The organism is Pseudomonas sp. RIT357 (assembly GCF_000632245.1).
GTDB classification, from domain to species: domain Bacteria; phylum Pseudomonadota; class Gammaproteobacteria; order Pseudomonadales; family Pseudomonadaceae; genus Aquipseudomonas; species Aquipseudomonas sivasensis.
In genome coordinates this window covers 133,968-157,867 of sequence record NZ_JFYX01000003.1, presented here as the reverse complement: position 1 = coordinate 157,867, position 23,900 = coordinate 133,968, and the positions used below count along the sequence as shown (strand labels likewise).

General features: G+C 59.6%; 23 protein-coding genes. 15 read left to right on the top strand and 8 right to left on the bottom strand.

The window, feature by feature from the left end; translation table 11 throughout:
* Nucleotides 1–200 precede the first annotated feature (200 nt).
* From rfbB to BW43_RS22210, 7 genes are read left to right on the top strand one after another with little or no spacing between them, the layout of a single operon-like run.
* Complete coding sequence (rfbB, locus tag BW43_RS22180; protein WP_032884975.1) at nt 201–1,283, top strand: dTDP-glucose 4,6-dehydratase; 1,083 nt, start codon at nt 201–203, stop codon at nt 1,281–1,283.
* Nucleotides 1,280–2,152 carry a glucose-1-phosphate thymidylyltransferase RfbA gene (gene rfbA / locus BW43_RS22185; RefSeq protein ID WP_032884973.1) on the top strand — a complete coding sequence of 291 codons (873 nt, stop codon included), beginning with the start codon at nt 1,280–1,282 and terminating at the stop codon, nt 2,150–2,152. Before rfbB ends, rfbA begins: the two co-directional genes overlap by 4 nt.
* Nucleotides 2,149–2,694: a dTDP-4-dehydrorhamnose 3,5-epimerase gene (rfbC, locus tag BW43_RS22190; protein ID WP_032884972.1), complete on the top strand. Its 546-nt coding sequence runs from the start codon at nt 2,149–2,151 to the stop codon at nt 2,692–2,694. The genes rfbA and rfbC overlap by 4 nt, the downstream gene beginning before the upstream one ends.
* Nucleotides 2,691–3,560: a dTDP-4-dehydrorhamnose reductase gene (gene rfbD / locus BW43_RS22195; protein WP_032884971.1), complete on the top strand. Its 870-nt coding sequence runs from the start codon at nt 2,691–2,693 to the stop codon at nt 3,558–3,560. Before rfbC ends, rfbD begins: the two co-directional genes overlap by 4 nt.
* Nucleotides 3,561–3,596: 36 nt before the next feature.
* Nucleotides 3,597–5,405, top strand: coding sequence for an ATP-binding protein (locus tag BW43_RS22200; protein ID WP_032884970.1), 1,809 nt, complete (start codon nt 3,597–3,599; stop codon nt 5,403–5,405).
* Nucleotides 5,402–6,778: a sigma-54 dependent transcriptional regulator gene (locus BW43_RS22205; RefSeq protein WP_032884969.1), complete on the top strand. Its 1,377-nt coding sequence runs from the start codon at nt 5,402–5,404 to the stop codon at nt 6,776–6,778. Before BW43_RS22200 ends, BW43_RS22205 begins: the two co-directional genes overlap by 4 nt.
* A gap of 26 nt (nt 6,779–6,804) precedes the next feature.
* Nucleotides 6,805–7,260, top strand: coding sequence for a YiiD C-terminal domain-containing protein (locus BW43_RS22210; protein ID WP_032884968.1), 456 nt, complete (start codon nt 6,805–6,807; stop codon nt 7,258–7,260).
* Nucleotides 7,261–7,387: 127 nt separating this feature from the next.
* On the opposite strand, the gene cysQ is transcribed toward BW43_RS22210, so the two are convergent.
* Nucleotides 7,388–8,224, bottom strand: a complete 837-nt coding sequence (gene cysQ, locus BW43_RS22215; protein ID WP_032884967.1) for a 3'(2'),5'-bisphosphate nucleotidase CysQ — start codon at nt 8,222–8,224, stop codon at nt 7,388–7,390.
* Nucleotides 8,221–8,787 (bottom strand): ADP compounds hydrolase NudE, encoded by a 567-nt coding sequence (nudE, locus tag BW43_RS22220; protein WP_032884966.1) that lies wholly within the window; start codon nt 8,785–8,787, stop codon nt 8,221–8,223. The genes cysQ and nudE overlap by 4 nt, the downstream gene beginning before the upstream one ends.
* Nucleotides 8,788–8,874: 87 nt before the next feature.
* Here nudE and yrfG point away from each other — a divergent pair, with 87 nt between their 5' ends.
* Nucleotides 8,875–9,537 carry a GMP/IMP nucleotidase gene (gene yrfG, locus BW43_RS22225; RefSeq protein WP_032884964.1) on the top strand — a complete coding sequence of 221 codons (663 nt, stop codon included), beginning with the start codon at nt 8,875–8,877 and terminating at the stop codon, nt 9,535–9,537.
* A 109-nt stretch (nt 9,538–9,646) separates the two neighbouring features.
* Here yrfG and lysM read toward each other — a convergent pair whose 3' ends face one another.
* Nucleotides 9,647–10,087 (bottom strand): peptidoglycan-binding protein LysM, encoded by a 441-nt coding sequence (gene lysM / locus BW43_RS22230; protein ID WP_032884961.1) that lies wholly within the window; start codon nt 10,085–10,087, stop codon nt 9,647–9,649.
* Nucleotides 10,088–10,219: 132 nt separating this feature from the next.
* Between lysM and BW43_RS22235 the strand changes: the two genes are divergently transcribed.
* The 4 genes from BW43_RS22235 to BW43_RS22250 all read left to right on the top strand — a co-directional run bounded on the left by BW43_RS22235 (nt 10,220) and on the right by BW43_RS22250 (nt 15,075).
* Nucleotides 10,220–11,107 (top strand): LysR family transcriptional regulator, encoded by an 888-nt coding sequence (locus BW43_RS22235; protein ID WP_032884960.1) that lies wholly within the window; start codon nt 10,220–10,222, stop codon nt 11,105–11,107.
* 97 nt (nt 11,108–11,204) lie between these two features.
* Nucleotides 11,205–12,044: a formate dehydrogenase accessory sulfurtransferase FdhD gene (gene fdhD / locus BW43_RS22240; protein ID WP_032884958.1), complete on the top strand. Its 840-nt coding sequence runs from the start codon at nt 11,205–11,207 to the stop codon at nt 12,042–12,044.
* Nucleotides 12,041–14,389 (top strand): FdhF/YdeP family oxidoreductase, encoded by a 2,349-nt coding sequence (locus tag BW43_RS22245; RefSeq protein WP_032884956.1) that lies wholly within the window; start codon nt 12,041–12,043, stop codon nt 14,387–14,389. The genes fdhD and BW43_RS22245 overlap by 4 nt, the downstream gene beginning before the upstream one ends.
* Before the next feature lie 206 nt (nt 14,390–14,595).
* A complete protein-coding gene (locus BW43_RS22250; protein ID WP_032884954.1) occupies nt 14,596–15,075 on the top strand; it encodes a glycine zipper domain-containing protein in 480 nt (159 codons plus the stop codon).
* Nucleotides 15,076–15,141: 66 nt separating this feature from the next.
* Here BW43_RS22250 and BW43_RS22255 read toward each other — a convergent pair whose 3' ends face one another.
* The 3 genes from BW43_RS22255 to BW43_RS22265 all read right to left on the bottom strand — a co-directional run bounded on the left by BW43_RS22255 (nt 15,142) and on the right by BW43_RS22265 (nt 18,934).
* On the bottom strand, nt 15,142–15,573 hold the full coding sequence (locus tag BW43_RS22255) for a thioesterase family protein (protein ID WP_032884953.1): 432 nt from the start codon (nt 15,571–15,573) through the stop codon (nt 15,142–15,144).
* Between the two features lie 23 nt (nt 15,574–15,596).
* A complete protein-coding gene (locus tag BW43_RS22260) occupies nt 15,597–17,534 on the bottom strand; it encodes an ATP-dependent DNA helicase RecQ (RefSeq protein WP_032884952.1) in 1,938 nt (645 codons plus the stop codon).
* 224 nt (nt 17,535–17,758) lie between these two features.
* Nucleotides 17,759–18,934: a tetratricopeptide repeat protein gene (locus BW43_RS22265; protein ID WP_032884951.1), complete on the bottom strand. Its 1,176-nt coding sequence runs from the start codon at nt 18,932–18,934 to the stop codon at nt 17,759–17,761.
* A 257-nt stretch (nt 18,935–19,191) separates the two neighbouring features.
* Between BW43_RS22265 and BW43_RS0127250 the strand changes: the two genes are divergently transcribed.
* From BW43_RS0127250 to BW43_RS22270, 3 genes are all read left to right on the top strand, one after another.
* The gene (locus BW43_RS0127250; protein WP_177326412.1) at nt 19,192–19,605 is read left to right on the top strand and encodes a hypothetical protein; all 414 of its coding nucleotides are present in this window, start codon (nt 19,192–19,194) and stop codon (nt 19,603–19,605) included.
* 269 nt (nt 19,606–19,874) lie between these two features.
* Nucleotides 19,875–20,231 (top strand): DUF1493 family protein, encoded by a 357-nt coding sequence (locus tag BW43_RS0127245; protein ID WP_032885003.1) that lies wholly within the window; start codon nt 19,875–19,877, stop codon nt 20,229–20,231.
* Nucleotides 20,232–20,340: 109 nt separating this feature from the next.
* Nucleotides 20,341–21,204 carry a DMT family transporter gene (locus BW43_RS22270; RefSeq protein ID WP_233896925.1) on the top strand — a complete coding sequence of 288 codons (864 nt, stop codon included), beginning with the start codon at nt 20,341–20,343 and terminating at the stop codon, nt 21,202–21,204.
* Between the two features lie 57 nt (nt 21,205–21,261).
* On the opposite strand, the gene BW43_RS22275 is transcribed toward BW43_RS22270, so the two are convergent.
* Both BW43_RS22275 and hslO read right to left on the bottom strand, forming a co-directional pair.
* Entirely contained in the window at nt 21,262–22,803 is a 1,542-nt protein-coding gene (locus tag BW43_RS22275) for a phosphoenolpyruvate carboxykinase (RefSeq protein ID WP_032884949.1), read from the bottom strand.
* 179 nt (nt 22,804–22,982) lie between these two features.
* On the bottom strand, nt 22,983–23,885 hold the full coding sequence (gene hslO / locus BW43_RS22280) for an Hsp33 family molecular chaperone HslO (RefSeq protein ID WP_032884948.1): 903 nt from the start codon (nt 23,883–23,885) through the stop codon (nt 22,983–22,985).
* Nucleotides 23,886–23,900 lie beyond the last annotated feature (15 nt).

The following is a 23,900-nucleotide window of genomic DNA, read 5'->3' as shown; positions in this document are numbered from 1 at the left end:
GGGAGCTGTCGACTTTGTAATTGAGGTCTTGCTGGCTGCCCAATGACTGCAACGTGCCAGAAAGGCCGTTTTTTAGACGTGTATATCGCCATTGTTCAGGGGGCTTGCGCAACCCCCACATGCACACGGTCCTGACCAGCGCCACAACACAAGCTATGCTCCATTCGCTAAACGTCCGCCTAAGGAAAAGGGCCCCAGTCATGCGCATTCTCATTACCGGTGGCGCCGGTTTTATCGGTTCTGCTTTGATACGTCATCTGATTCAGCACACCGAGCACGAAGTGCTCAACCTGGACAAACTCACCTACGCCGGCAATCTGGAATCGCTGACCAGTATCGCGGCCAATAGCCGCTATGAGTTCGTACAGGCCGATATCATCGACCAAGCCACCGTCAGCGCAGTGCTCGCGCGCTTCGAGCCTCAAGCGATCATGCATCTGGCCGCCGAATCCCACGTCGACCGTTCGATTGACGGCCCGTCGGATTTTATCCAGACCAATATCGTCGGCACCTACAGCCTGCTGGAAGCCGCCCGCGGCTACTGGCAAACCCTTTCCGGGCCAGACAAGAGCACGTTTCGCTTCCACCATATTTCCACCGACGAGGTCTACGGCGACCTACACGGCGTGGACGATCTGTTCACCGAAACCACGCCCTACGCGCCCAGTTCGCCCTACTCTGCCAGCAAAGCCGCGTCCGACCACTTGGTCCGCGCCTGGCAACGCACCTACGGCCTGCCCGTGTTGCTGACCAATTGCTCCAACAACTACGGCCCCTTCCACTTTCCTGAAAAGTTGATTCCGCTGGTGATCCTCAACGCTCTCGCGGGCAAGCCTTTGCCGGTCTATGGTGATGGCTTGCAAGTGCGCGACTGGCTGTTTGTCGAGGACCACGCCCGAGCGTTGCTCACCGTCGTGACGCACGGCGTAGTCGGCGAGACCTACAACATCGGCGGCCACAACGAGCAGAAGAACATCGATGTTGTGCGCAGCATCTGCAGCCTGCTGGAGGAATTGGCACCCCACCTTCCGCACGGTGTGGAGAAATACGCCGACCTGATCACGTTCGTGAAAGACCGTCCGGGCCACGACCAACGCTACGCGATCGACGCCAGCAAAATCGAACGCGAACTGGGCTGGGTACCCGAAGAAACCTTTGAAACCGGGCTGCGCAAAACCGTGCAGTGGTACCTCGATAACCTGGAATGGTGCCGCAGGGTTCAGGATGGGAGTTATCAAGGTGAACGATTGGGCAATACCGACACGAGGGATCTGATTGCATGAAAGGAATCGTATTGGCCGGTGGCTCCGGCACACGCTTGCACCCCATCACCCTGGGTGTCTCCAAACAACTGCTGCCGGTCTACGACAAGCCGATGATTTACTACCCGATCTCGGTACTGATGCTGGCAGGCATCAAAGAAATTCTGGTGATTTCCACGCCGGCGGACTTACCGCAATACCGCAACCTGCTGGGTGACGGTAGCCAGTTTGGCGTGACGTTCAGCTACGCCGAACAACCGAAGCCGGACGGGCTGGCGCAAGCCTTCCTGATTGGCGAGCAGTTCATCGGCAACAACCCCGTGTGCCTGATCCTGGGCGACAACATTTTCCACGGCCAGCGTTTCAGCGAGCAGTTGCATGCGGCGGTCAATCGCGGCAAAGGTGCCACGGTGTTCGGCTATTGGGTCAAAGACCCGGAGCGCTTCGGTGTGATCGACTTCGACAGCGAAGGCCGCGCCCTGTCCATCGAAGAAAAACCCGCTGTACCGAAATCCAGCTATGCCGTCACCGGCCTGTATTTTTACGACAACGACGTGGTCAGCATCGCCAAGGCGGTCAAACCCTCCGCCCGTGGCGAACTGGAAATCACCGACGTCAACAACGCTTATCTCAAGCGCGGCGACTTGCAGGTGGAGCGCTTCGGTCGAGGTTTTGCCTGGCTGGATACCGGCACCCACGACAGTTTGCTGGACGCGTCGCAGTACGTGCAGACCATCGAGCGTCGCCAAGGTCTCAAAGTGGCGTGCCTTGAAGAAATCGCCTACGGCAACGGCTGGATCGACCGCGACCATTTGTTGGAGCGCGCCAAATACTTCGGCAAGACCGGTTATGGTCAGTACCTGTATTCCCTGGCGGGAGACAACCAGTGAATATCATCGACACCTCACTTCCCGGTGTATTGATCCTCGAACCAAAAGTATTCGGTGACGAACGCGGCTTTTTCTACGAAAGCTTCAACGCCCGAGCCTTTGCAGAGGCTACCGGGCTCAGGCGCGAGTTCGTCCAGGACAACCACTCGCGCTCACAAAAAAATGTGCTGCGAGGCCTGCATTACCAACTGGAGCACACCCAAGGCAAACTCGTGCGTGTCACCGCTGGCGAAGTGCTCGATGTCGCCGTAGACATTCGCCGCAGTTCGCCGAACTTCGGCCAATGGGTGGGCGTACGTCTGTCGGCACAGAACCGTCGCCAGTTGTGGGTACCGGAAGGGTTTGCCCATGGGTTTGTGGTGCTGAGCGACTACGCCGAGTTCCTGTACAAGACCACCGACTACTACCAGCCGAGCGCCGAACGCAGCATCCTGTGGAATGACCCGACGCTGGCTATCGACTGGGAGCTGAACGAGCCGCCGCAACTGTCCGCCAAGGACCAGGCGGGCAAACTGCTGATGGACGCCGATCTGTTCCCATGAAGATCCTGATTACCGGCCAACATGGCCAAGTCTCCCAGGCACTGCAAGCGCACCTTCAGGGGCTGGGCGAATTGATAGTGATCGGCAGCAACCAGCTTGACCTGGCCAAACCGGACCAGATCCGCGAGCAGATCCGCGCCCATCGCCCCGACCTGATCATCAACGCCGCCGCCCACACCGCAGTCGACCAAGCCGAAAGCGAACCAGACGCCGCATTCGCCATCAACGCCATCGCCCCCGGCATCCTTGCGCAGGAAGCCAAGGCCCTGGGGATTCCACTGATTCACTACTCCACCGACTATGTGTTCGACGGCAGCAAGCCTGCGCCCTACACCGAAGCCGACGCGCCGAACCCGTTGAGCGTCTACGGCCAGAGTAAGCTGGCGGGCGAGCAGGCCATTGCAGCAGCGGGCGGTCAATACCTGATCCTGCGTACCAGTTGGGTCTACTCCAACCAGGGCAAGAATTTCCTGCTGACCATGCAACGCCTGCTACAAGAGAAACCGCAGATGCGCATCGTGGCTGACCAGATCGGCGCGCCAACATGGGCGGGGACCATTGCCGGCAGCACCCGCGCACTGATCGAGCGCTGGCTGGCCGGCGAGGCGGGAGAATGGGGTATTTATCACCTCACCGCCCAAGGTGAAACATCGTGGTTCGGCTTCGCTCAGGCGATTGGCGAGCACCTGCACGCCGATGGCAAAGCCTGTGCTGAACTGGAGGCGATCCCATCCAGCGCCTACCCGACGCCCGCCAAGCGCCCCTTGAACTCACGCCTCGATTGCAGCCGCTTGCAGCAACAGTGGCACGTCAGCCAGCCACACTGGCAAGACGCATTGCGCGAGTGTCTTGCACAGCAGCACTAGGCATAATGCGCCTGTCCCCATAGGCGCACGACTCCCATGACTCCATCCCTTCCGCGAAGACCCCGCTGGCGCAGCCTCGCCCTGCTGGCATTGTGCCTGGCACCGCTGCTGTGGCCGCTGGAGCACTTGGCCGAGCGCTATTACCGCAGCGAACTGGCCGGGCAGAATCGCCAGACCCTCGACCTCTACGTCGCCAACCTGTTGGGCACCCTGCACCGCTATGAAGTGCTGCCGCAGATCCTCGGCGACTTGCCCGCGCTGCGCACAGTGCTGGATGCGCCGAATGTAAGCTCCCATCAGATCAACGCCAACCTGCTGCTCAAGGATGTCGCCGCCCAGGCCGGGGTTGAAGTGATGTACCTGATGGACACCACCGGCAAGACCCTCGCCGCCTCGAACTGGGATAAACAGGACAGCTTTGTCGGGCGCAATTTCTCGTTCCGCCCGTACTTCAGCGAAGCCATGGCCGGGCGCCTCGGGCGGTTTTTCGGCCTGGGTACTACGTCGGCCAAACGCGGTTATTTCTTCGCCGCCGCCGTGCGCGAGGGCGACAAGATCATCGGCGTGCTGGTGGTCAAGGTCGACCTGGACCATACCGAAAGCCTGTGGGGCAACACGCCTGAACAACTGCTGGTGACCGACCACAACGGCGTGGTGATCCTCACCTCACGCCCGCAATGGCGTTTCCGCGCCACTCGGCCGCTGACCGCTGAAGAACGACAGGCGATCACTGCAATCCAGCCCTACCCGACCCGTGATCCACAGCCGCTGAGCCTGAGCAACACCGCATGGTTGCGCCAATCCACTGCCATCGCCGAGACCGGCTGGAACGTCGAAATCCTCGCGCCCCAATCATTAATCAGCCGCCCGGTGCGCACGGTGGTCGCCGTGGGTGGGGCCACGCTTCTGGTGCTGATGTTGCTGCTCGGTTTGATGATGCAACGACGCCGCCATTACCTGGAGCGCATCGCTTTTGAAGCCAAGGCGCGTCGCGAACTGGAAGCCCGTGTGATCGAGCGGACCAGCGACCTGGAAGGCTTGAACCGCCGCCTCAAACAAGAAGTACTGGAACGCGAACATGCCCAGCAGGAACTGGTGCGCGCCCAGGATGATTTGGTGCAAGCGGGCAAGCTCTCGGCGCTGGGCACCATGTCGGCGAGTATCAGCCACGAACTCAATCAGCCCCTGGCCGCAATTCGCAGCTACGCGGAAAACGCCGAGATCCTGCTGGACCATGAACGCACCGCCGATGCGCGGGGCAACCTTAAGTTGATCAGCGAACTGACCGGACGCATGGCTTCGATCATCGCCCACCTGCGCGCCTTCGCCCGGCGCGACCGGCATGCGCCGGAGAGCGTGGCCCTGCAACCGGCGCTGGACGACGCGCTGGCGCTGCTGGCCAAACGTCGGCGGTCAATGGAGGTGGAGCTGATCCGCGATTTGCCGGAAGCGACCCTGTGGGTACAGGCCGGCGAAACACGGCTGCGCCAAGTGCTGGGCAACTTGCTGGCCAACGCCCTGGACGCCCTCACCGAAAAAGGCCCGCCGCGTAAACTGTGGCTGAGTGCCGAAACCACCGCCCAAGGCGTCAACCTGTACATTCGTGACAATGGCCCTGGGTTTTGCATGGAGGCGTTGGGCCGCGCCAGCGAACCGTTCTACACCACCAAGACCCGCACCCAAGGCCTGGGATTGGGCCTGGCGATCTGTGACACCTTGATGCGTGCCTTTGGCGGCGAACTGTCGTTCGCTAACCACAAGGAAGGTGGCGCGCTGTTAACCCTGAAATTGCGTGCCGGCTCGCCGGGCGTCAGTCTGCAACCGTCCGAGGACCGCAGTGTATGAGTATCGATAACCAGATTCAGGTGGTGTTGATCGACGACGATCCACACCTGCGTCAGGCCCTGTGCCAGACCCTGGACCTGGCCGGGCTGAAAGTCCTGACCCTGGGCGAAGCCACCGGCCTCACCGCGCGCCTGTCGCGGGATTGGCCGGGCGTAGTGGTCAGCGACATCCGCATGCCCGGCATGGACGGCCTGGAGCTGCTGGCCGAACTGCACGGCCAGGATCCAGACCTGCCGGTGCTGCTGATCACCGGCCACGGCGACGTGCCGTTGGCGGTGCAGGCGATGCGCGCGGGTGCCTATGACTTCCTCGAAAAACCCTTCGCCAGCGACTCGCTGCTCGACAGCGTGCGCCGCGCCCTGGCCTTGCGCCGGCTGGTGTTGGATAACCGCAGCCTGCGCCTAGCCCTCAGCGACCGCCAGCAACTGAGCACGCGACTCGTTGGGCACTCACCGCAAATGCTGCGCCTGCGCGAGCAGATCGGCGCGTTGGCGGCGACCAAGGCCGACGTGCTGATCCTCGGTGAAACCGGCGCCGGCAAAGAAGTCGTGGCCCGTGCACTACATGACCTGTCGAACCGACGCAGCGGCCCGTTCGTCGCGATCAACGCAGGTGCCCTCGCCGAGTCGGTGGTCGAAAGCGAGCTGTTCGGTCATGAGCCCGGAGCCTTTACCGGGGCGCAGAAACGCCGCATCGGCAAGTTCGAGTTTGCCAACGGCGGCACCTTGTTCCTCGACGAAATCGAAAGCATGAGCCTGGATGTGCAGGTCAAACTGTTGCGCCTGTTGCAGGAGCGCGTGGTGGAACGCCTGGGCGGCAATCAACTGATCCCGCTGGATATCCGCATTATCGCCGCCACCAAGGAGGACCTGCGCCAGGCCGCCGACCAGGGCCGTTTCCGCGCCGACTTGTATTACCGTCTCAACGTCGCGCCGCTGCGCATTCCGCCGCTGCGCGAGCGCGGTGAAGATGCATTGATGCTCTTCCAGCACTTCGCCGACGAAGCCAGCAGCCGCCATGGCCTGACGTTGCATGAGCTGCAGCCGGGCCAGCGGGCCTTGTTGTTGCGTCACAGCTGGCCGGGCAATGTGCGGGAATTGCAGAACGCCGCCGAGCGCTTTGCACTGGGCCTGGAACTGGCACTGGACAGCACGCCGGACAACCCCGCCAGCAGCGTACTGACCTCCACACCGGGTGGCTTGAGCGAGCAAGTCGAGCAGTTCGAGAAAAGCCTGATCGCTGCCGAACTGACCCGTCCCCACAGCTCCATGCGCAGCCTCGCCGAAGCCCTCGGCGTACCGCGCAAGACCTTGCACGACAAACTGCGCAAGCATGGCCTGAACTTCGCCAACCAAAGCGCCGACGACGAATGACCCTGCCCACCCACCGAGAGGTCCCCATGAGCCGCGACAGCCGTTACCTGGAATCCGTCCTGCACCACGACATCCCCTTGACCCGGGAAATGGGCCTCAAGGTGCTCGACTGGCAAGACAGGCAACTGCGGCTGCACCTGCCCCTGCAGGCTAATATCAACCACAAGAGCACCATGTTCGGCGGCAGCCTCTACTGCGGCGCGGTACTGGCGGGTTGGGGCTGGCTGCACCTGCAACTGCGTGAGGAAGGGATTGAAGACGGGCATATCGTGATTCAGGAAGGGCAGATCAGTTATCCGCTACCGGTGACGCAAGACGCGACCGCAATATGCGCGGCGCCGGAGGAAAAGGTATGGAAGCGCTTTATCGCGACCTACAAGCGCTATGGCCGGGCCCGGTTGGCGTTGGACACGTGGATAGTGAATGAGGGCAGTGACGAAAGAGCGGTAGCCTTCACTGGCCAATACGTCCTGCACCGCTAGAAGCCAATACACAAAACAAATGTGGGAGGGGGCTTGCTCCCGATGGCGGTAGTTCAGTCACTGCTGTATTGACTGATACACCGCTATCGGGGGCAAGCCCCCTCCCACATTTTGATCTGCGATGGTTTTAAGATCTTGCCAAGGTCAGCAACCGCTCACGCCACGCAGCCTTCGCCGGCAACGCCAGAAAAAACGGGTTCAACAACGATTCCCGCGCCGGGTAGCTGAACGGCTCACCACTCAACTCCAGCACCTCGCCCCCCGCACCTTCGAGCACGCCTTGTGCCGCAGCCGTATCCCATTGCGAAGTCGGCGCCAGGCGTGGATAGCAGTCGGCGCTGCCCTCGGCCAACAGGCAGAACTTCAACGAGCTGCCGATATTCGCCAACTTCAACTCACCCACGCCTGCGCTCAACCCGTCCAGCAAACGCTCCTGCTCGGGGCTGGTATGCCGACGGCTGGCAACCACCGTGAATGCCTCACCCGCCGCCGGTGCCTTGCGCACCTGGATCTGCCTGGGCGCTTCGTTCACATCGGATCGCCACGCGCCTAAACCTGCGCCGCCAAAGTAGCAACGGCCACTGGTGGGCATCGACACCACACCGAACACCACGCGGCCGTGTTCAATCAGGGCGATATTGACGGTGAACTCTTCACTGCCGGCGATGAATTCCTTGGTGCCGTCCAGCGGGTCCACCAACCACCAACGCGTCCAGCCTGCGCGCACGCTCTGGTCGATATCAGCGTCTTCTTCGGACAGCACGGGGATGCTCGGGTCCAGCGCGGTGAGGCCAGCGAGAATCAGGTGGTGGGCGGCCAGGTCTGCTGCCGTCACCGGCGAATCGTCGGCCTTTGAAGTCACCGCCACATCGGCGCGCCAGTACGGCAGGATGACTTCACCCGCCTGGCGAGCCAGCTCGATTACAGGGGCGATAAACGGGTGGCCTAAAAACAGTTCGCTCATGCGGTAAACGCTCCACGCTGGATCAACAGATCTCGTACCAGGTACAACGCCGCCAAAGCGCGACCCTCACTGAATTGCTCGTTTTGCGCTAACTGTGACAGCTCGCGCAGATTGACCCGATCCACACGCATCGGCTCGGGCTCATCGCCTTCAAGGCTTTCTTCATACAGGTCAGTGGCCAATACCACTTGGATTTTCTGGCTCATATAACCGGGCGACAGCGACAGCTCGGTAATGTGTTCCAACTGTCGCGCGCCGTAACCGGCTTCTTCCTTGAGCTCACGATCGGCGGCAGCCAGTACGTCTTCACCCGGTTCGATCAGGCCTTTGGGCAAGGACAACTCATATTCGTCGATACCGCCGCAGTACTCTTCGACCAGCAAGGCATGCTCTTCATCGATCATCGCCACGATCATCACCGCGCCATAGCCGGCACCACGCCCCACCAGGCGCTCGTAGGTCCGTTCAACGCCATTGGAAAAGCGCAACTGCACTTCCTCCACGCGGAACAAACGGCTACTGGCGACTATTTCGCGGGCGAGGACGGTGGGTTTCTGGCGCATGAGCGGCTCCTTGGCGTGATCGGGTTACTATACCGTGGCTTTTCCGATTGTCTGTGTCGGATATCTTTACTTACATGAGACCGCACCATGCCCTCTTTGCCCTGGCACGCCATCGACACTGTCCTGCTGGACATGGACGGCACCCTGCTCGACCTGCATTACGACAACCACTTCTGGATGGAGCACCTGCCCCAGCGCTACGCCGAGCTGCACGGGGTGAGCCGGGCCATGGCCGAGATGGAGTTGCAGCCTCTGTTCGAGCGTAACGCCGGACAGTTGCAATGGTATTGCCTGGATTTTTGGAGCACAGAACTGAAGATCCCAGTGCGTGAACTCAAGCTGGAAACCGCTCACCTGATTGCCCTGCGCCCGGATGCGGATACCTTTCTCGCGGCGATCAAACAGGCCGGCAAGCGCGTGATTCTGATCACCAACGCCCATCGTGATTCGCTGTCGTTGAAGTTGGAACGCATTGAACTGGCGCCGTATTTCGAGCGATTGATCAGCTCCCACGACTACGGTTTCGCAAAGGAAGATCCGCAGTTCTGGGATGCCTTGCAGGCCGACATTCAGTTTGATCCCTCGCGCAGCCTGTTTATCGACGACACCTTGCCGATCCTGCGCAGCGCCCAGGCGTTTGGCGTGGGCCATTTGCTGGCGGTAAAAGAGCCGGACAGCAAAAAAGGGCCGAAGGACACGGGCGAGTTTGCAGCAGTCGGTGACTACCGCGATCTCATTGTCGGGCTCTGACCAAATGTGGGAGGGGGCTTGCTCCCGATAGCAGTGTGTCAGTCAAGGAAGCTATGACTGACACTCCTTTATCGGGGGGCAAGCCCCCTCCCATATTTTCGCCCGTGTATTACTCAGGAATACGCAGCGTCTGCCCTGGGTAAATCTTGTCCGGGTTCGACAACTGCGGTTTGTTAGCTTCGAAGATTTTGTTGTACTGATTGGCGTTGCCGTAGACCGCCAAGGATATTGCGCTAAGGGTGTCGCCCTTTTTCACCACCACGAAACGGGCTGCGGCAACTGCCGGGCCGGATACGGTGATCTGGTCATCCACACTGGCCACACCGGCAATATTGCCCGCCGCCAGAATGATTTTTTCTTTCTCTTCCTGACTGGCAACGGTTCCAGTAAGCGTGACCTTGTCACCCTCCACAGTCGCGTGAACATCGGGATTACCCAGCCCGACTTCTTCAATGTGCTTTTTCAGATCATCGCTTGCGTTGGCGTTGCCCGGGGCAAACAGCTTGGCCAACTTCTGGCCTGCTTCCTTAACAAAGCTAAAAAGACTCATCGTACGCGCTCCTTGGTAGTTGATTTCCAGATGCCAAAGACTAGACCAGTCCTACAGATTTGGGTTCCAGCCCGGCCAAAGACCCAAACGCGCTAGAATCCCCCCGCCATTGGAATAAGCCCTGGAGCGAAGATGGACATCAAACAGCTGAAATTCCTGATCGCCCTCGACGAAACCCGGCACTTCGGCCAGGCAGCGGCTCGTTGTCACATTACCCAGCCCACCCTGTCGATGCGCCTGCGCAGCCTCGAAGAAGAGTTGGACTTGCCCCTGGTCAATCGCGGCCAGCGCTTCGAAGGCTTCACCGCACCCGGTGAACGGGTGCTGGCGTGGGCCCGAACAGTGCTGGCGGCGTATGACGGCTTGCAGGCTGAAGCTGCTGCCTGTCGCGGCAACCTGGTGGGTACGTTGCGTTTGGGCGTGGTGCCGCTGTCGAGCTTTGATCCGTTGGCGCTGATGCAACAACTGCATAAAGAGCACCCGAGCCTGCGCTTTGAGCTCTCGGCCTTGAGCTCCGAACAGATCCTTGAACAACTTGCGAGTAATCGACTGGACCTGGGCGTCTCCTATCTTGAGCGTTTGGATAATGAACGCTTTGACTCACTGGCCTTGGGCGAAACGCGCATGGGCCTGCTCTACGACCAGCGGTTTTTCAGCTTTGGCGACAAGCCGTTGAGCTGGGAGGCCCTGACCGAACTGCCCCTGGGCATGCTCACCAGTGGCATGCATTTTCGCCAGTCCATCGACCACAACTTCCACAGCCGTGGACTCAATCCCCAACCGCTGCTGCAAACCGATGCCGTCCATCAGTTGCTACAAGCGGTACACGGCGGGCTGTGTTGCGCGGTCATGCCCCTGGACGGTGGCCTAGATGCGCTCACCGAGCACCTGCGCCTGCAACCTATTGAGGATGCCCACACCCTTGCGCGCCTGGGGCTGATCATGCGTCGCAGCGCACCGCGCTCCGCGCTCGCAGAGGCATGTTTCGCGCTGTTTCAGAAATCGCAAAACGCGTCTTGATCGACGTCATCTATCGGTAGATCAGTACTGGCAATTAGACGCGACGCTTTGTCGCGCCTAGTCTAAACGCTGACCAATCCGCCGGTGGTACTGCCCCATGAACGCCAAGCGCCCAGTCTGCGCGGCGCCCGCCTCTGAAACGCCCGCGCCCGCCGCCAGCCAGAGCTACCAATACTGCAATCTCGAACACACAGAGGTCGCCAGCACTGCGTTGGCGGAAGAAGTGGCGTTGGCGATCGCCTATAACGACATCAGCCAGGCAGTCATGTTGGTCACGCCGACAGACCTGGAAGACTTTATCGTCGGCTTCAGCATCGGCAGCGGCATTATCGCCGACGTTAGCGACATCTATGATCTCAAACTCAGCGGTTCAGGCTCGACCCAGTACGCTCAGGTGCAGATTTCCAGCCGCGCGTTCTGGAATCTCAAGCAACAACGTCGCCAGTTGGCGGGCACCAGCGGTTGTGGTTTGTGCGGTGTAGAAGCGGTGGAACAAGCCTTGCCGGACCTTAAGGTCCTGCCCGGCGCACCACTGCCACCCGCCGAATGGCTTGATGGTCTGCGCCAGCGCATCAGCGCCTTTCAGCCTCTGGGCCAATACAGCGGCGCGGTGCATGCGGCGGTGTTCATGAACAGCCAAGGCGAACTGTTGATGGGCCGCGAAGACATTGGCCGGCACAACGCGCTCGATAAATTGATCGGTGCGTTGATCCGCCAAAAGATCCCGACCGATGGCGGCCTGGCGATTGTCACTAGTCGTTGCAGCCTCGAATTGATCCAGAAAGTTTTGCGCGCAGGCATCCAGACCCTCGTCAGCCTGTCGTCGCCCACCGGCCTGGCGCTGCAATGGGCCCGCCGGCACAACCTCAATCTCATCCACCTGCCGCAGAAAAGTGCGCCGCGGGTCTACAGCCCTGCGATGGAGAACCAGCCGTGAGCAATCATCATCAAGCCGACCAAACCCCAACCCCGCGCTACAAGCCTTACAAAGGCCCTGCGGGCGGCTGGGGCGCGCTGATCAGCGTGGCACAGGCGTGGTTGACCAGCGACAACGCGCTGAAAAACCTGCGCATGATGCTCAAGACCAACCAGAACGGCGGCTTTGACTGCCCGGGCTGCGCCTGGGGCGACTCGCCGGAAAGCGGCATGGTCAAGTTCTGCGAAAACGGCGCCAAGGCGGTCAACTGGGAAGCCACCAAACGTCGTGTAGACGCTGCATTCTTCGCCAAACACAGCGTCACTGCGCTGCTGGAACAGAGCGATTACTGGCTCGAATACCAGGGCCGCCTGACCGAGCCGATGCGCTACGACGCCGAAACAGACCGCTACACACCCGTCAGTTGGGAAGCAGCCTTCGACCTGATCGGCCAGCACCTCAACGCACTGCCAAGCCCGGATATGGCCGAGTTCTACACCTCGGGCCGGGCCAGCAACGAGGCGGCGTACCTGTATCAGCTGTTCGTGCGCGCCTACGGCACCAACAACTTCCCGGATTGCTCGAACATGTGCCACGAGGCCAGCGGCGTGGCCTTGGCGCAAAGCGTGGGCGTCGGCAAAGGCACCGTGACCTTTGATGACTTCGAACATGCCGATGCGATTTTCGTCTGGGGCCAAAACCCCGGCACAAACCACCCGCGCATGCTTGAACCGCTGCGTGAAGCGGTTAAACGCGGCGCCCAAGTGGTGTGTATCAACCCGCTGAAAGAGCGCGGCCTGGAACGTTTTCAGCACCCGCAACACCCGCTGGAAATGCTCACCAACGGCGACAAGCCGACCAATACCGCCTACTTCCGCCCAGCGTTGGGTGGCGACATGGCTATCCTGCGCGGCATGGCCAAGTTCCTGCTGCTGTGGGAACGCCAGGCGCAGGCCGAAGGCAAGGAAGCCGTGTTCGACCACGACTTCCTCAACGAGCACACGGCCAACGTGCTCGATTACCTGGGCCAGATCGACGACACCTCGTGGGATGAAATCGTCGCGCAATCCGGCCTCCCACTGGTGGAGATCGAGCAAGCGGCACGCATGTACGCCAAAGGCAAAAACGTGATCATGTGCTGGGCGATGGGCATCACCCAGCACCGCCACTCGGTACCGACCATCCAGGAAATCGCCAACCTGATGCTGCTGCGCGGCAACATCGGCCGCCCAGGCGCCGGCTTGTGCCCGGTGCGCGGCCACAGCAACGTGCAGGGCGACCGCACCATGGGCATTAACGAACGTCCACCGGTGGCGTTCCTCGACGCCCTGGAGCGTCGCTTCCAGTTCCAGGTGCCGCGTACCAACGGGCACAACGTGGTGGAAGCGATCCACGCGATGCTTGAAGGCCGCTCCAAAGTATTTATCGGCCTGGGCGGCAACTTCGCCCAAGCTACCCCGGACAGCCCGCGCACCTTCGAAGCACTGCGTAATTGCGACCTGACCGTGCAGATCAGCACCAAGCTCAATCGCAGCCACCTGATGCACGGCAAGGACGCGCTGATCCTCCCGTGTTTGGGCCGTACCGACATCGACATCCAGGCCGACGGCCCGCAGGCGGTCACGGTGGAAGACTCGTTCAGCATGGTTCACGGCTCCAATGGCCAACTGCAACCCCTGTCGAAGCTGATGAAGTCCGAGCCAGCAATCCTGGCCGGCATTGCCGCCGCGACGCTGGGCAGCAAGCCGGTCGACTGGAACTGGCTGGTGGCCGACTACAGCCGTATCCGCGACCTGATTGCCGATACCATTCCAGGCTTCAAGGACTTCAACGACAAGATCAAAAACCCAGGCGGCTTCTACTTAGGCAACTCCGCCGGCGCGCGCCGTTGGAACACGCCTTCGGGTCGCGCCAACTTCCGCCCGAACATCCTGCCCAAAGACTTGATCCACGAACGCACCCACGCCACTGGCCGGGTACCGGATCTGATCATGCAGTCGATGCGCTCCCACGATCAGTACAACACCACCATTTATGGCCTGGATGACCGCTATCGCGGGGTGAAAGGCCAGCGTGACGTACTGTTCGTCAACGAAGCCGACATCATCCGCCTGGGCTTCAAGCCGGGGCAGAAGGCTGACATCGTGTCGCTGTGGGAAGATGGCCGTGAGCGTCGTGTGAAGGGCTTCACGTTGCTGGCGTTTGATATCCCGGCGGGGCAGGCAGCCGCTTACTATCCGGAAGTGAACCCGCTGGTGCCGCTGGAAAGCACCGGGGATGGCAGCCATACGCCAACATCGAAGTTCGTGGCGATCCGCTTGGAAGCCGCAAGCGATAATGGCCTGATCATGGCCCGGACAGCCTGACTGATCATTTCGGACACAAAAAAGGCCGCTTTTGCATAAAAGCGGCCGTTCCGAAGTAGTTAAAGACCCTCAAAAACCACTTAAGTTCCCGATTAAAAACAGTAACTTAGAGGATTGTGTACAACTCGTGTTACTGGTCGGAATTCTATTGTCACAATGTCAATACAGCCTCAGGATCGCGCCGTCATCCTCTTGAGGTTTCCCGAATGAAGTTCTCCTCGATTCTCTTGTTGTCCCTTGGCCTGGTCAGTGGCGCAGCCATGGCCGGTGGCACCACCGAAGCCGGTGTAGGCGGCGCATTGGGCGGGGTTCTAGGTTCTGTCGTCGGCCAGCAGTTGGGCGGCAACACCGGTTCGACCATCGGCGCGGCCCTCGGTGGCGCAGGTGGTAGTGCGGTCGGCGCTGACAAGCGCAGCCGTGGCGAAGCCGCTATTGGCGGCGCCCTGGGCGCGGCCGGCGGCAACGTCGTAGGCCGCAGTGTCGGCGGTAGCACAGGTGCACTGATCGGCTCGGCTGCAGGCGGTGGCGCGGGCGGTGCACTGGGCAACTACATGGGCAACAAGAGCGATGACGATGATCGTCGTGATCGTGGGCGCGACAACCGTCGCTATGACCGTGATGACCATCGCGGCCGCGGCCATGCCTATGGGCATCGCAAGAACAAGCATCACTACCGTCACCGGTAATCTCTAAAAAACGCCGCAAAACCAATGTGAGAGCACGCTTGCACCCTCTCACATTGGTTTTTGCCGTCAGACCACCAACCGCTGCAGCGCCTCGCGCAACACTCCCGGAATGGTCACCGGCTGGTTCGACCCCCGATCCACAAACACATGCACAAAGCGCCCCGCCGCGCAGGCTTCCTCTTCGCCTGTCTTGAATACCGCCAACTCATACTGCACTGAGCTATTGCCTAACTTGCCCACTCGCAAGCCAATATCGATACGCTCGGGAAAGGCAATCGACGCGAAGTAATCGCACGCCGAACTCACCACGAACCCCACCACTTCGCCGCCATGAATATCCAGCCCGCCCTGCTCAATCAGGTAGGTATTCACCGCCGTGTCGAAAAAGCTGTAGTAGGTGACGTTATTCACGTGACCGTACACATCATTGTCGTGCCAGCGCGTGATGATCGGCTGGAAGTGAGGGTAATCGGCACGCTGTGGCACTGAATCAGGCATGGGCACCTCTGGTGAAAGTGGGTTTACAGGTCATTCAAATGGACTTCGGCCCAACTGCGTACTTCGGCATAGGGATAGTCTTCCAGCGCAGCAAAACCGGGAATGCCCCGCGCCTTCAGCTTGGTAAACAACGGCACACTGATACCCCCGAGAAAGCGCGTCAGTCGCTCGGCACCCGGCAGTTGGCCCGTGTGCTCATGATGCCTGTGGATAAAATCACCGCACAGCTCCATGAAATTTTTATCCACAAGCGGCGGCAAGCCCGGAGGTGATGGCAGGTGCGCCACATGGCCGTGACAGACCGAGCAATGTCCGCAGCGATGGGGGGCTTTTTCATCACCAAAATAATGGGCCAAGCGCTGGCCCAAGCAATGATCGGTGGCGAACAGATCGAGCATGGCGTGAATCCGCGCCACTTCTGTCACCTCGTGGTGCTTGAAGCCTGTGTATAACTCGGCGCTTAACACCTGTGGATCAAATTCGGTATTCAGCAGGCTGTAGACCTCAGTCATCTGCTTGCTTTCCAGCTCGATCAGGCCTTGCTCCTGGAAGTAATCCAGCGCCTTCACCACACGATTGCGCTCGGCATTGTGCTGCTGATACAGCGCGTCGAAATCCACCGTCGCCCAGGTCTTCGCACGCTTGCACACTTGAATAATCGCTGCGACAAACTGCTGCCGCTCACCGGAAAACCGCGCCAGTAACGCTTCGGGCTCAATCAGGTATTTGAACCGGTATTCGGCATAAAACGCGTAGCGCGGCGCGATCACGCCTTTGAGCTCCAACTGCACCAGCAGGGTCTTGAGTGGCAGCTCGCGGATATTGCTGTGATCCGACAGCGACCTCAGTAGAAACTCCCACTGCCCTTCACCGCGCGCCGCCTGCAAATCCTCCAGCACCCGGCGGATCCCCTCCTGCTCAGGCGTGTCACCGTACACAAAGTTTTCCAGCACATTGAGGCTGTCACGGTTAGCCAACACCAGGCAGTCCGACGGCTGCCCATCACGCCCGGCGCGACCTATTTCCTGGCTGTAGTTCTCGATGGATTTGGGCAGGTCAAAATGCACCACATTGCGGATGTCACTCTTGTCGATGCCCATGCCAAACGCGATGGTGGCGACAATGCAATTGGAGCGCCCGCCCATGAAGCGCTGCTGGATCCCCTCACGTCTGTCGTGGGGCAAGCCGGCGTGATACGCCTCGGCCTGTATGCCATTGCGGTTCAGATGCTCGGCAATATGCTCGGCGGTTTTTTGCAGGGTGACGTAGACGATGCTCGGCTGGTTGGCCCGTTCGCTCATCCACTGCACCAGGCGACGGCGTTTGTCCGCGCCGCTGACCGGTTCGACCAACAGGTTCAGGTTCGGCCTATAGAACCCCGTAGTCACCACATCACCCGGCGCTATGGCGAACTTCGCCTGCATATCGGCAATCACCTTGGGCGTGGCTGTAGCCGTCAGCAGCAGCGCTTGTGGGATCTTGAACTGACGCTGGTAGTCCGGCAGCTTCAGGTAGTCCGGGCGAAAGTTATGGCCCCACTCGGAAATGCAGTGCGCCTCGTCCACCACCAGCAGAGAGATCTGCACACTTTGCAGGAAGTTGCGGAAGCGCTCGTTCTTCAAGCGCTCCACGGAAATCATCAGGATTTTCAGCTCACCGGAACGGGCGCGGGCCATCACGTCATTGGCGTCGTCACGACTCTGGGCCGAATCGATACTGCCCGCCGAAATGCCATGGCGTTGCAAAAAGCCCAACTGGTCCTGCATCAGTGCCAACAGTGGCGAGACCACCAGCGTCAGGTGCGGCAGCAACACTGCTGACAGCTGATAACACAGGGATTTACCCGACCCAGTAGGGAAAATTGCAGCCGCCGAACGACCGGCCAGAACGGCGCTGACCGTTTCTTCCTGACCCAAACGAAACTGTGGATAACCAAAGACCTGCTGGAGGGTGTCGTGCATAGGCTGTCACTCCATTGACCGCTGAAGGTGGCTTAAAAACGTAGCCCAGTAAGCTCAGCGGATCGAGAAAGGTCGCATGGAAAAAGAGACAGGATGATACACAGGCTGGGAGATGGCCCAGGGCCGAAGTGGGAATAACCTGATGATGCAGTAGGAAACACACCGATCCAAATGTGGGAGGAAGCAAGCCCCTCCCACATCTTTAGAACTGCGCTACAGCTGAATCAGCGGTTCTGCACCCGCTCAATCGCCGTGTCATACACCGGGTTGGCTTTCTGTTCCTTGGCCAACTGGTAGTGACGCAGCGCATCCTGGAACTGCCCCGCCGCTTCGTAGATCCGCGCAATGTTGTAGTAGGCACCTGCACGCACGGTCGCAGCATTGGCGCCGGTGGCAAGGGCGATAGCCTTGCGGTTGGCCCAGATCGACTCGGCAGTGTTACCGGCTTTCTGATACGCCAGGCCGAGGTTGCCGTAAGCCTTGCCGAAGCTGTTATCCAGATCGATGGCCTGACGGAAGTAGTCAATCGCCTGATCCAGATTGCCTGCCTGGTAAGCCGCTTCACCTTTCAGGTTCAGCTTCTTCGCATCAGTCTGTACAGAAGAGCTAACGGTGACTGCGGTGACCGCGACGCTGTCATCCAGCAGCGGTTTGACTTCGTTCAGCACATTGGCGGCATTCACTGTCACGCCACTGAAGGTGTTGATGTCCTGGAAGTCGCCGCTGCCGGTCATGCGGAACACCGTCCACAGGTTGCCGCTGCGGTTCTTAGGCACGTAGTAGGTGCGCACCAGCGATTGGCCCATGTACACGAACACCTTGGCTTCGCTGTCGGACAATTGGCGCGAGCCTGGGTTGCCGCCATTACTGTAGTCGTGCACGGCATAGACGTAGCTTTCGCCGTAGTGCTTTTTCTGCAGGGTGATGGTTTCCGGGCCGTAGCTGTCGGTGTCATCCACATCCAACTCGGCGTCGGTACCCTTCTGGTTCTCGAAATAGATGTTATTGCCGGGGAAAATCATGTGGGAGTCGAGGTCACTCGGGGTCTTGCCCCAGGTCAGCACCACACGCAGGCTATCGAGGTTTTCCATCACCGGGCTGATGGCGTAGGTCATGCCCGCGCATGGGCACTTCACCACCAGGTTGGAGTAGCCGGGCTTCTTGATGATCAGCAGGTTGCTCGCGTCATCGGCGGCCTCACTGGTCAGCGTCACTTGGCCCTGGGCGTTGGTGCGACCCACCACATTCTGCGCGCCGTTGCGTTGCAGCAGCACTTCGGCGTCGGCGATTTTCTGATCCTTGACCACGGCGCTTAGCACTTCAATCGGCAACTGTTCGGCCTGGACGGAAAAAGCCAACGCACACAATGACATCGCCGAAGCGACACGAAGCAAACCCATGCTTAACTCCCTTTAAGTAGTGGGCGGAAATCGCCCTACAAGATTTTGCGGTGAAACATACGCTTAATTCAGGCCACTGGCGGAGTTTTTGTAGAAAATGTGATGCCAAGCCACAAATGCCTGAAACAGTCGTAGGAAATTTCCACGGGTCACGACATCTCCTTCCCAAACTGCTCCAGACACCCGCTTAACCCTCTACAGAAGTTACCCGTCGCTGAATGAAAATAGCGCGGCCTCAACTTTCCCGGCAGAAACCTGTGAACATCGAAAGGACTCAATACATTGGCCACTACGGCATCACCTTCGCGGTGATTCGGTTTAGCGTTCTACCCGCCCATCGACAAGCACTGGCAAACCTCTGCCTTTTGGAAGCCGGCACCCGCGCAACCGAAGTTCGCTATCGGCTGGCGGATCTCTACGGAAAAATGCTACCCGGTGATTTGCCTTGCAAAATGACTGTCGCAATCGCTAAGCCGCTGAACCGGCAGCAGGCAGATTTGCTCAATGAACGCGGGCCCCTTATCGCTCTAGCGTTAGCGGGACTTTTCAGTGCGCCAATTCACCCGTTTTCAAAACCAATAGCGCGCGCCGCTGCCACCGCTGTGGGTGCGATCACCAAAAGTATTATTCGCAGCTATTCCCTCGAAGCCATGGAATGTCAGAATCCATGACTATCTGCGTTCAAATTGTCGCCTTTGTGGCGCTATACCTTGTTTTGAATCACCAAATCACAACCCCAATACTCAGAAAGCGATTTGCTATCACGTTGCTCGCGACAGGCGTTACGTTGGCATTCCTACTACCCTACGTAGCAGTAATCCTTAAAATGCCCCTCCTGCCTGTATTCCTATTCTTGATAGGCTTGGCACTCTTCATCACCCGAAACAAATTCCGCTTGAAACGCGACCTCCCTCTTCACCCACTCCTGCGTGCCCCCACCATGAACCTCGCCCCCGACTTCCCCGAAGACCCCGTCATGCAGCAACTCCTGCAACTGCTGCACGAAGAAATCGGCCTGCCGAAACACAAGACTATCCGCCTGCAAACCTCACTCAATTTCGACCTGGGCTGTGACGGCAGTGAAGCCAAGCAACTGATGGAAGCGCTGGAGCAGGAATTCGTACTCGACCTGGGCGACTACGACACTTATCGTTACTTCAACCCGCCGGTCTTTGATGTGTTCCTCAAGCGTCGGGCCAAGGGGCGCGGCAACAAGGTTCCACTGACCATCGGCATGCTCTATCTAGCCATCAAGACTCACAGCTGGGACACGCAGACGCTGGAAAACCTGAGCTAACACGCAGCCCCCTGTAAGAGCCCGGCTTACCGGCGATGGCGGTCTTGAGGTCGCCATTGCCGGCAAGCGGGGCTGTTAAAGGAAATTGAGTCTTCAGAAAGGACGATACATGGACGTAACAATGGGCCTGCTGGCCGCCCTGCTCTGGGGTGGCACGGATTTCCTCGTGGGCCTCAATGCCCGGGCTGTCGGCGTTAAACGCGCCGTTTACTTTGGCCAGGCGCTCGGCTTCCTGATCATGACCTTGCTACTGGTCATGTTGCCGACCTTTCTCTTCAAATCCCTCGACGCCCCGCTAAGCGCCTGGCTGCTGGGCATCGCAGCCGCGCTGCTCACCGTGTCCGGCGCTCTCGCGCTGTCCAAAGCCTTCGCCATGGGCAAAGCCGCCATCGTTGCACCACTGGTGACATCGTACGGCGTGGTCACTACCTTATTGTCCTGGGCCAGCGGCGAGCACATCAGCCTTATACAACTCGGTTGCATTGCCCTATGCGTCATCGGCGTGATCCTCTCCAGCATCCACAAGGACAACGGCGTACCCCACAACAACCCCCGCCTATCCATCGCCTACGCCATGCTCGCCGCACTGTTGTACGGCGCCAGTTTCTGGCTGCAAGGCCGCTACACACTACCCGCGTTGGGACCGATCACCATGCTTTGGTTGGGTTATCTGGTGGGCGTGTGCGTACTGGTAATGATGGTGCTGAAGATCAAAGATGGCCTGAAAATCCCGCCACTGAAAAACTGTGCGACGCTGACCGGCGCGAGCTTGATGAATCTCGGCGGGTTCTCGGCGTTTTCATGGGGTGCGATGGCGGGGTCGGTTTCGGTGGTGACGGTGATCAGTACGTTGTCAGGTGGGATTGCGGCGATTCTGGGGTTTGTGTTTTTCAAGGAGCGGCTCACTGCGGTGCAGGTGCTGGGGGTTACATTGGTATTGATCGGAGCAGTAGCTCTGCACATCGCCGACTAACCTTTCGCGCATAAAAAAGCCGCCCACAAGAGGCGGCTTTTTCACAACACGCGAATCTTACAACTTAGGACCCGCAGCCTTGATCGCATCGCTCACTTCAAACTTCTTGAAGTTCTCGATGAACAGACCCGCCAGCGCCTTCGCTGCTTCATCGTAAGCGGCCTTGTCAGCCCAGGTGTTACGTGGGTTCAACAGGCCGGTTTCAACACCCGGTACGGCCAATGGCACGTCGAGGTTGATGGTGTCGAGGTGTTCGGTTTCAGCACCGATCAACGCGCCGCTCTGGATCGCTGCGATCACACCGCGAGTGGTCGGGATGTTGAAGCGCTTGCCAACGCCGTAGCCGCCGCCGGTCCAGCCGGTGTTGACCAGGTAGACCTTGGAGCCGAAGCCGCGGATGCGCTTGATCAGCAGCTCTGCGTATTCGCCGGCTGGGCGTGGGAAGAATGGCGCGCCGAAGCAGGTGGAGAAAGTCGACTTGATGCCGCTACCCGACCCCATCTCAGTCGAACCCACCAATGCGGTGTAGCCGGACAGGAAGTGGTAGGCCGCTTGTTCTTCGCTGAGGATAGACACTGGTGGCAGTACGCCGGTCAGGTCGCAGGTCAGGAAGATCACTGCGTTTGGCTCGCCGCCCAGGTTCTTCTCGGAACGTTTGGCAACGTGCTCCAGCGGGTAGGCGGCGCGGCTGTTCTGGGTCAGGCTCACGTCGGCGTAGTCGGCGTGCTTGGCGTCGTCGATCACGACGTTTTCCAATACTGCGCCGTGCTTGATGGCTTTCCAGATAACTGGCTCGTTCTTCTCGGACAGGTCGATGCATTTGGCATAGCAACCGCCTTCGATGTTGAACACCACGCCTTCGCCCCAACCGTGTTCATCGTCACCGATCAGGTAACGGCTTTCGTCGGCCGACAGGGTGGTTTTACCGGTGCCGGACAGGCCGAAGAACAGGGTCACGTCGCCCGCTTCGCCGATGTTGGCGGCGCAGTGCATCGGCAGTACGTCGGAAGCCGGCAGCAGGAAGTTCTGCACCGAGAACATGGCTTTCTTCATTTCACCGGCGTAACGCATGCCAGCGATGAGTACTTTTTTCTGTGCGAAGTTGAGAATCACGCAACCGTCGGAGTTGGTGCCATCACGCTCTGGCACGCACTCGAAGTTAGCCACGTTGAGCACTTGCCATTCGTCACGGCCGGCTGGGTTGTACTGGGCCGGGTTGATGAACAGGCAACGACCGAACAGGTTCTGCCAGGCAGTCTGGGTGGTCATTTTCACAGCCAGGTAGTGGTCTTCGGCAGCCCCTACGTGAACGTGGGAAACGAAGTGCTCTTGCGCGTTGTTGAAAGCCTCGACGCGAGCCCACAGGGCATCGAACTTGTCGGCCGGGAACTTGCGGTTGATCGGGCCCCAGGCGATAGCGTCCTGGGTGGAAGGCTCTTCAACGATGAAACGGTCGACCGGCGAACGACCGGTGCGATGACCGGTTTCTACGACCAGTGCGCCAGTATCGGCAAGCACGCCTTCACCGCGCTGCAGGGCTTCTTTGACCAGATCGTCAACACTCAGATCGGTGTATACGGCGTTATTGGCTTGCGTCATGAGGTTCCCCGTCGGCCTATGGCCGAGTGCTCCAAACGTTTTGTAGTAGAAAGTTGCGCACTACTACCGCGAAAAAAGTGGGCCGGATTATGCCAGAAAAGCCCAAAAAGAGTAGGGCCCTCCCGTCAGAACACCTCTAATCCGGCATTTGTCAGGTGATTTACCTGTGCTCAAACGTTTTAGTGGCGGGTGTCGGATGGCGTGTCGATGCCTGCGCCAGCGAACAATTGAGTGACATCGGCAGCATCGAACAGGTAGCGCTGGTTGCAGAACTGGCAGTCGATCTCGATGTTGCCACCGTGTTCCACCACCAGATTTTGCGCATCTTCCAGACCCAGGCTGACCAATGCGCTACCTGAACGCTCGCGGGAGCAACTGCAATGGAAGCGCAAGGTTTGCGCGTCGAACAGGCGCACAGGTTCTTCGTGGTAGAGGCGATGCAGGATGGTTTCGTTGTTCAAGCCCAGCAGCTCTTCGGCTTTCAGGGTGTCGGCCAGAGCGATGGTGTGCCGCCAGCTTTCAGCGCGATCGTCGTCGTCCTTGATGCGGTCGGCCGGCAATTGCTGCAACAGCATGCCACGGGCGCGTTTGCCGTCTGCGTTGAGCCAGAACTTGGTGCCGACTTGTTGGGACATCACGAAATAGTTAGTGAAGCAATCCGATAAGGTTTCGCCGTCGAGGTCGACGATGCCCTGGTAACGCTGGCCTACGGTCGGGTCGACGGTGAGCGCCAGGACGCCGTTGGGCATCAGGTCCGCCAGCATGGCGTCCGGGGCAATCAGGTCGGCGTCATAACGGGCCAGGCCGCGGATTTCACGTTCGCTGGAGCACTCGATCATCAGCAGCGGGATCGGGCCTTCGGAGCGGGCCTGCAGGATTAGCAAACCGTCAAACTTCATGGTGCCGACCAGCAACGCCGCAGCGGCCATCAGCTCTCCAAGCAGTTGCGCGACCGGCTCAGGATAGGGGTGCTTGGCGAGGACTTCGGCGTAGCTGAGTTCCAACGAAACCATTTCGCCGCGGGCGTCGCTCTCGTCGAAGATGAAGCGTTGGGTGAAGTCGGTATCCGGTAGATCAGTCATAGGTCTGGGTATCTG

Excerpts from the sequence above, each read along its gene's own strand:
- BW43_RS22275 (WP_032884949.1), bottom strand. The coding sequence starts at position 22,803 with ATGACGCAAGCCAATAACGCCGTATACACCGATCTGAGTGTTGACGAT.
- BW43_RS22250 (WP_032884954.1), top strand. The coding sequence starts at position 14,596 with ATGAAGTTCTCCTCGATTCTCTTGTTGTCCCTTGGCCTGGTCAGTGGC.
- rfbD (WP_032884971.1), top strand. The coding sequence starts at position 2,691 with ATGAAGATCCTGATTACCGGCCAACATGGCCAAGTCTCCCAGGCACTG.
- nudE (WP_032884966.1), bottom strand. The coding sequence starts at position 8,787 with ATGCGCCAGAAACCCACCGTCCTCGCCCGCGAAATAGTCGCCAGTAGC.
- hslO (WP_032884948.1), bottom strand. The coding sequence starts at position 23,885 with ATGACTGATCTACCGGATACCGACTTCACCCAACGCTTCATCTTCGAC.
- cysQ (WP_032884967.1), bottom strand. The coding sequence starts at position 8,224 with ATGAGCGAACTGTTTTTAGGCCACCCGTTTATCGCCCCTGTAATCGAG.
- yrfG (WP_032884964.1), top strand. The coding sequence starts at position 8,875 with ATGCCCTCTTTGCCCTGGCACGCCATCGACACTGTCCTGCTGGACATG.
- fdhD (WP_032884958.1), top strand. The coding sequence starts at position 11,205 with ATGAACGCCAAGCGCCCAGTCTGCGCGGCGCCCGCCTCTGAAACGCCC.
- BW43_RS22265 (WP_032884951.1), bottom strand. The coding sequence starts at position 18,934 with ATGGGTTTGCTTCGTGTCGCTTCGGCGATGTCATTGTGTGCGTTGGCT.
- BW43_RS22260 (WP_032884952.1), bottom strand. The coding sequence starts at position 17,534 with ATGCACGACACCCTCCAGCAGGTCTTTGGTTATCCACAGTTTCGTTTG.
- BW43_RS0127245 (WP_032885003.1), top strand. The coding sequence starts at position 19,875 with ATGAACCTCGCCCCCGACTTCCCCGAAGACCCCGTCATGCAGCAACTC.
- BW43_RS22205 (WP_032884969.1), top strand. The coding sequence starts at position 5,402 with ATGAGTATCGATAACCAGATTCAGGTGGTGTTGATCGACGACGATCCA.
- BW43_RS22255 (WP_032884953.1), bottom strand. The coding sequence starts at position 15,573 with ATGCCTGATTCAGTGCCACAGCGTGCCGATTACCCTCACTTCCAGCCG.
- BW43_RS22270 (WP_233896925.1), top strand. The coding sequence starts at position 20,341 with ATGGACGTAACAATGGGCCTGCTGGCCGCCCTGCTCTGGGGTGGCACG.
- rfbA (WP_032884973.1), top strand. The coding sequence starts at position 1,280 with ATGAAAGGAATCGTATTGGCCGGTGGCTCCGGCACACGCTTGCACCCC.
- BW43_RS22200 (WP_032884970.1), top strand. The coding sequence starts at position 3,597 with ATGACTCCATCCCTTCCGCGAAGACCCCGCTGGCGCAGCCTCGCCCTG.
- BW43_RS22210 (WP_032884968.1), top strand. The coding sequence starts at position 6,805 with ATGAGCCGCGACAGCCGTTACCTGGAATCCGTCCTGCACCACGACATC.
- lysM (WP_032884961.1), bottom strand. The coding sequence starts at position 10,087 with ATGAGTCTTTTTAGCTTTGTTAAGGAAGCAGGCCAGAAGTTGGCCAAG.
- rfbB (WP_032884975.1), top strand. The coding sequence starts at position 201 with ATGCGCATTCTCATTACCGGTGGCGCCGGTTTTATCGGTTCTGCTTTG.
- BW43_RS22235 (WP_032884960.1), top strand. The coding sequence starts at position 10,220 with ATGGACATCAAACAGCTGAAATTCCTGATCGCCCTCGACGAAACCCGG.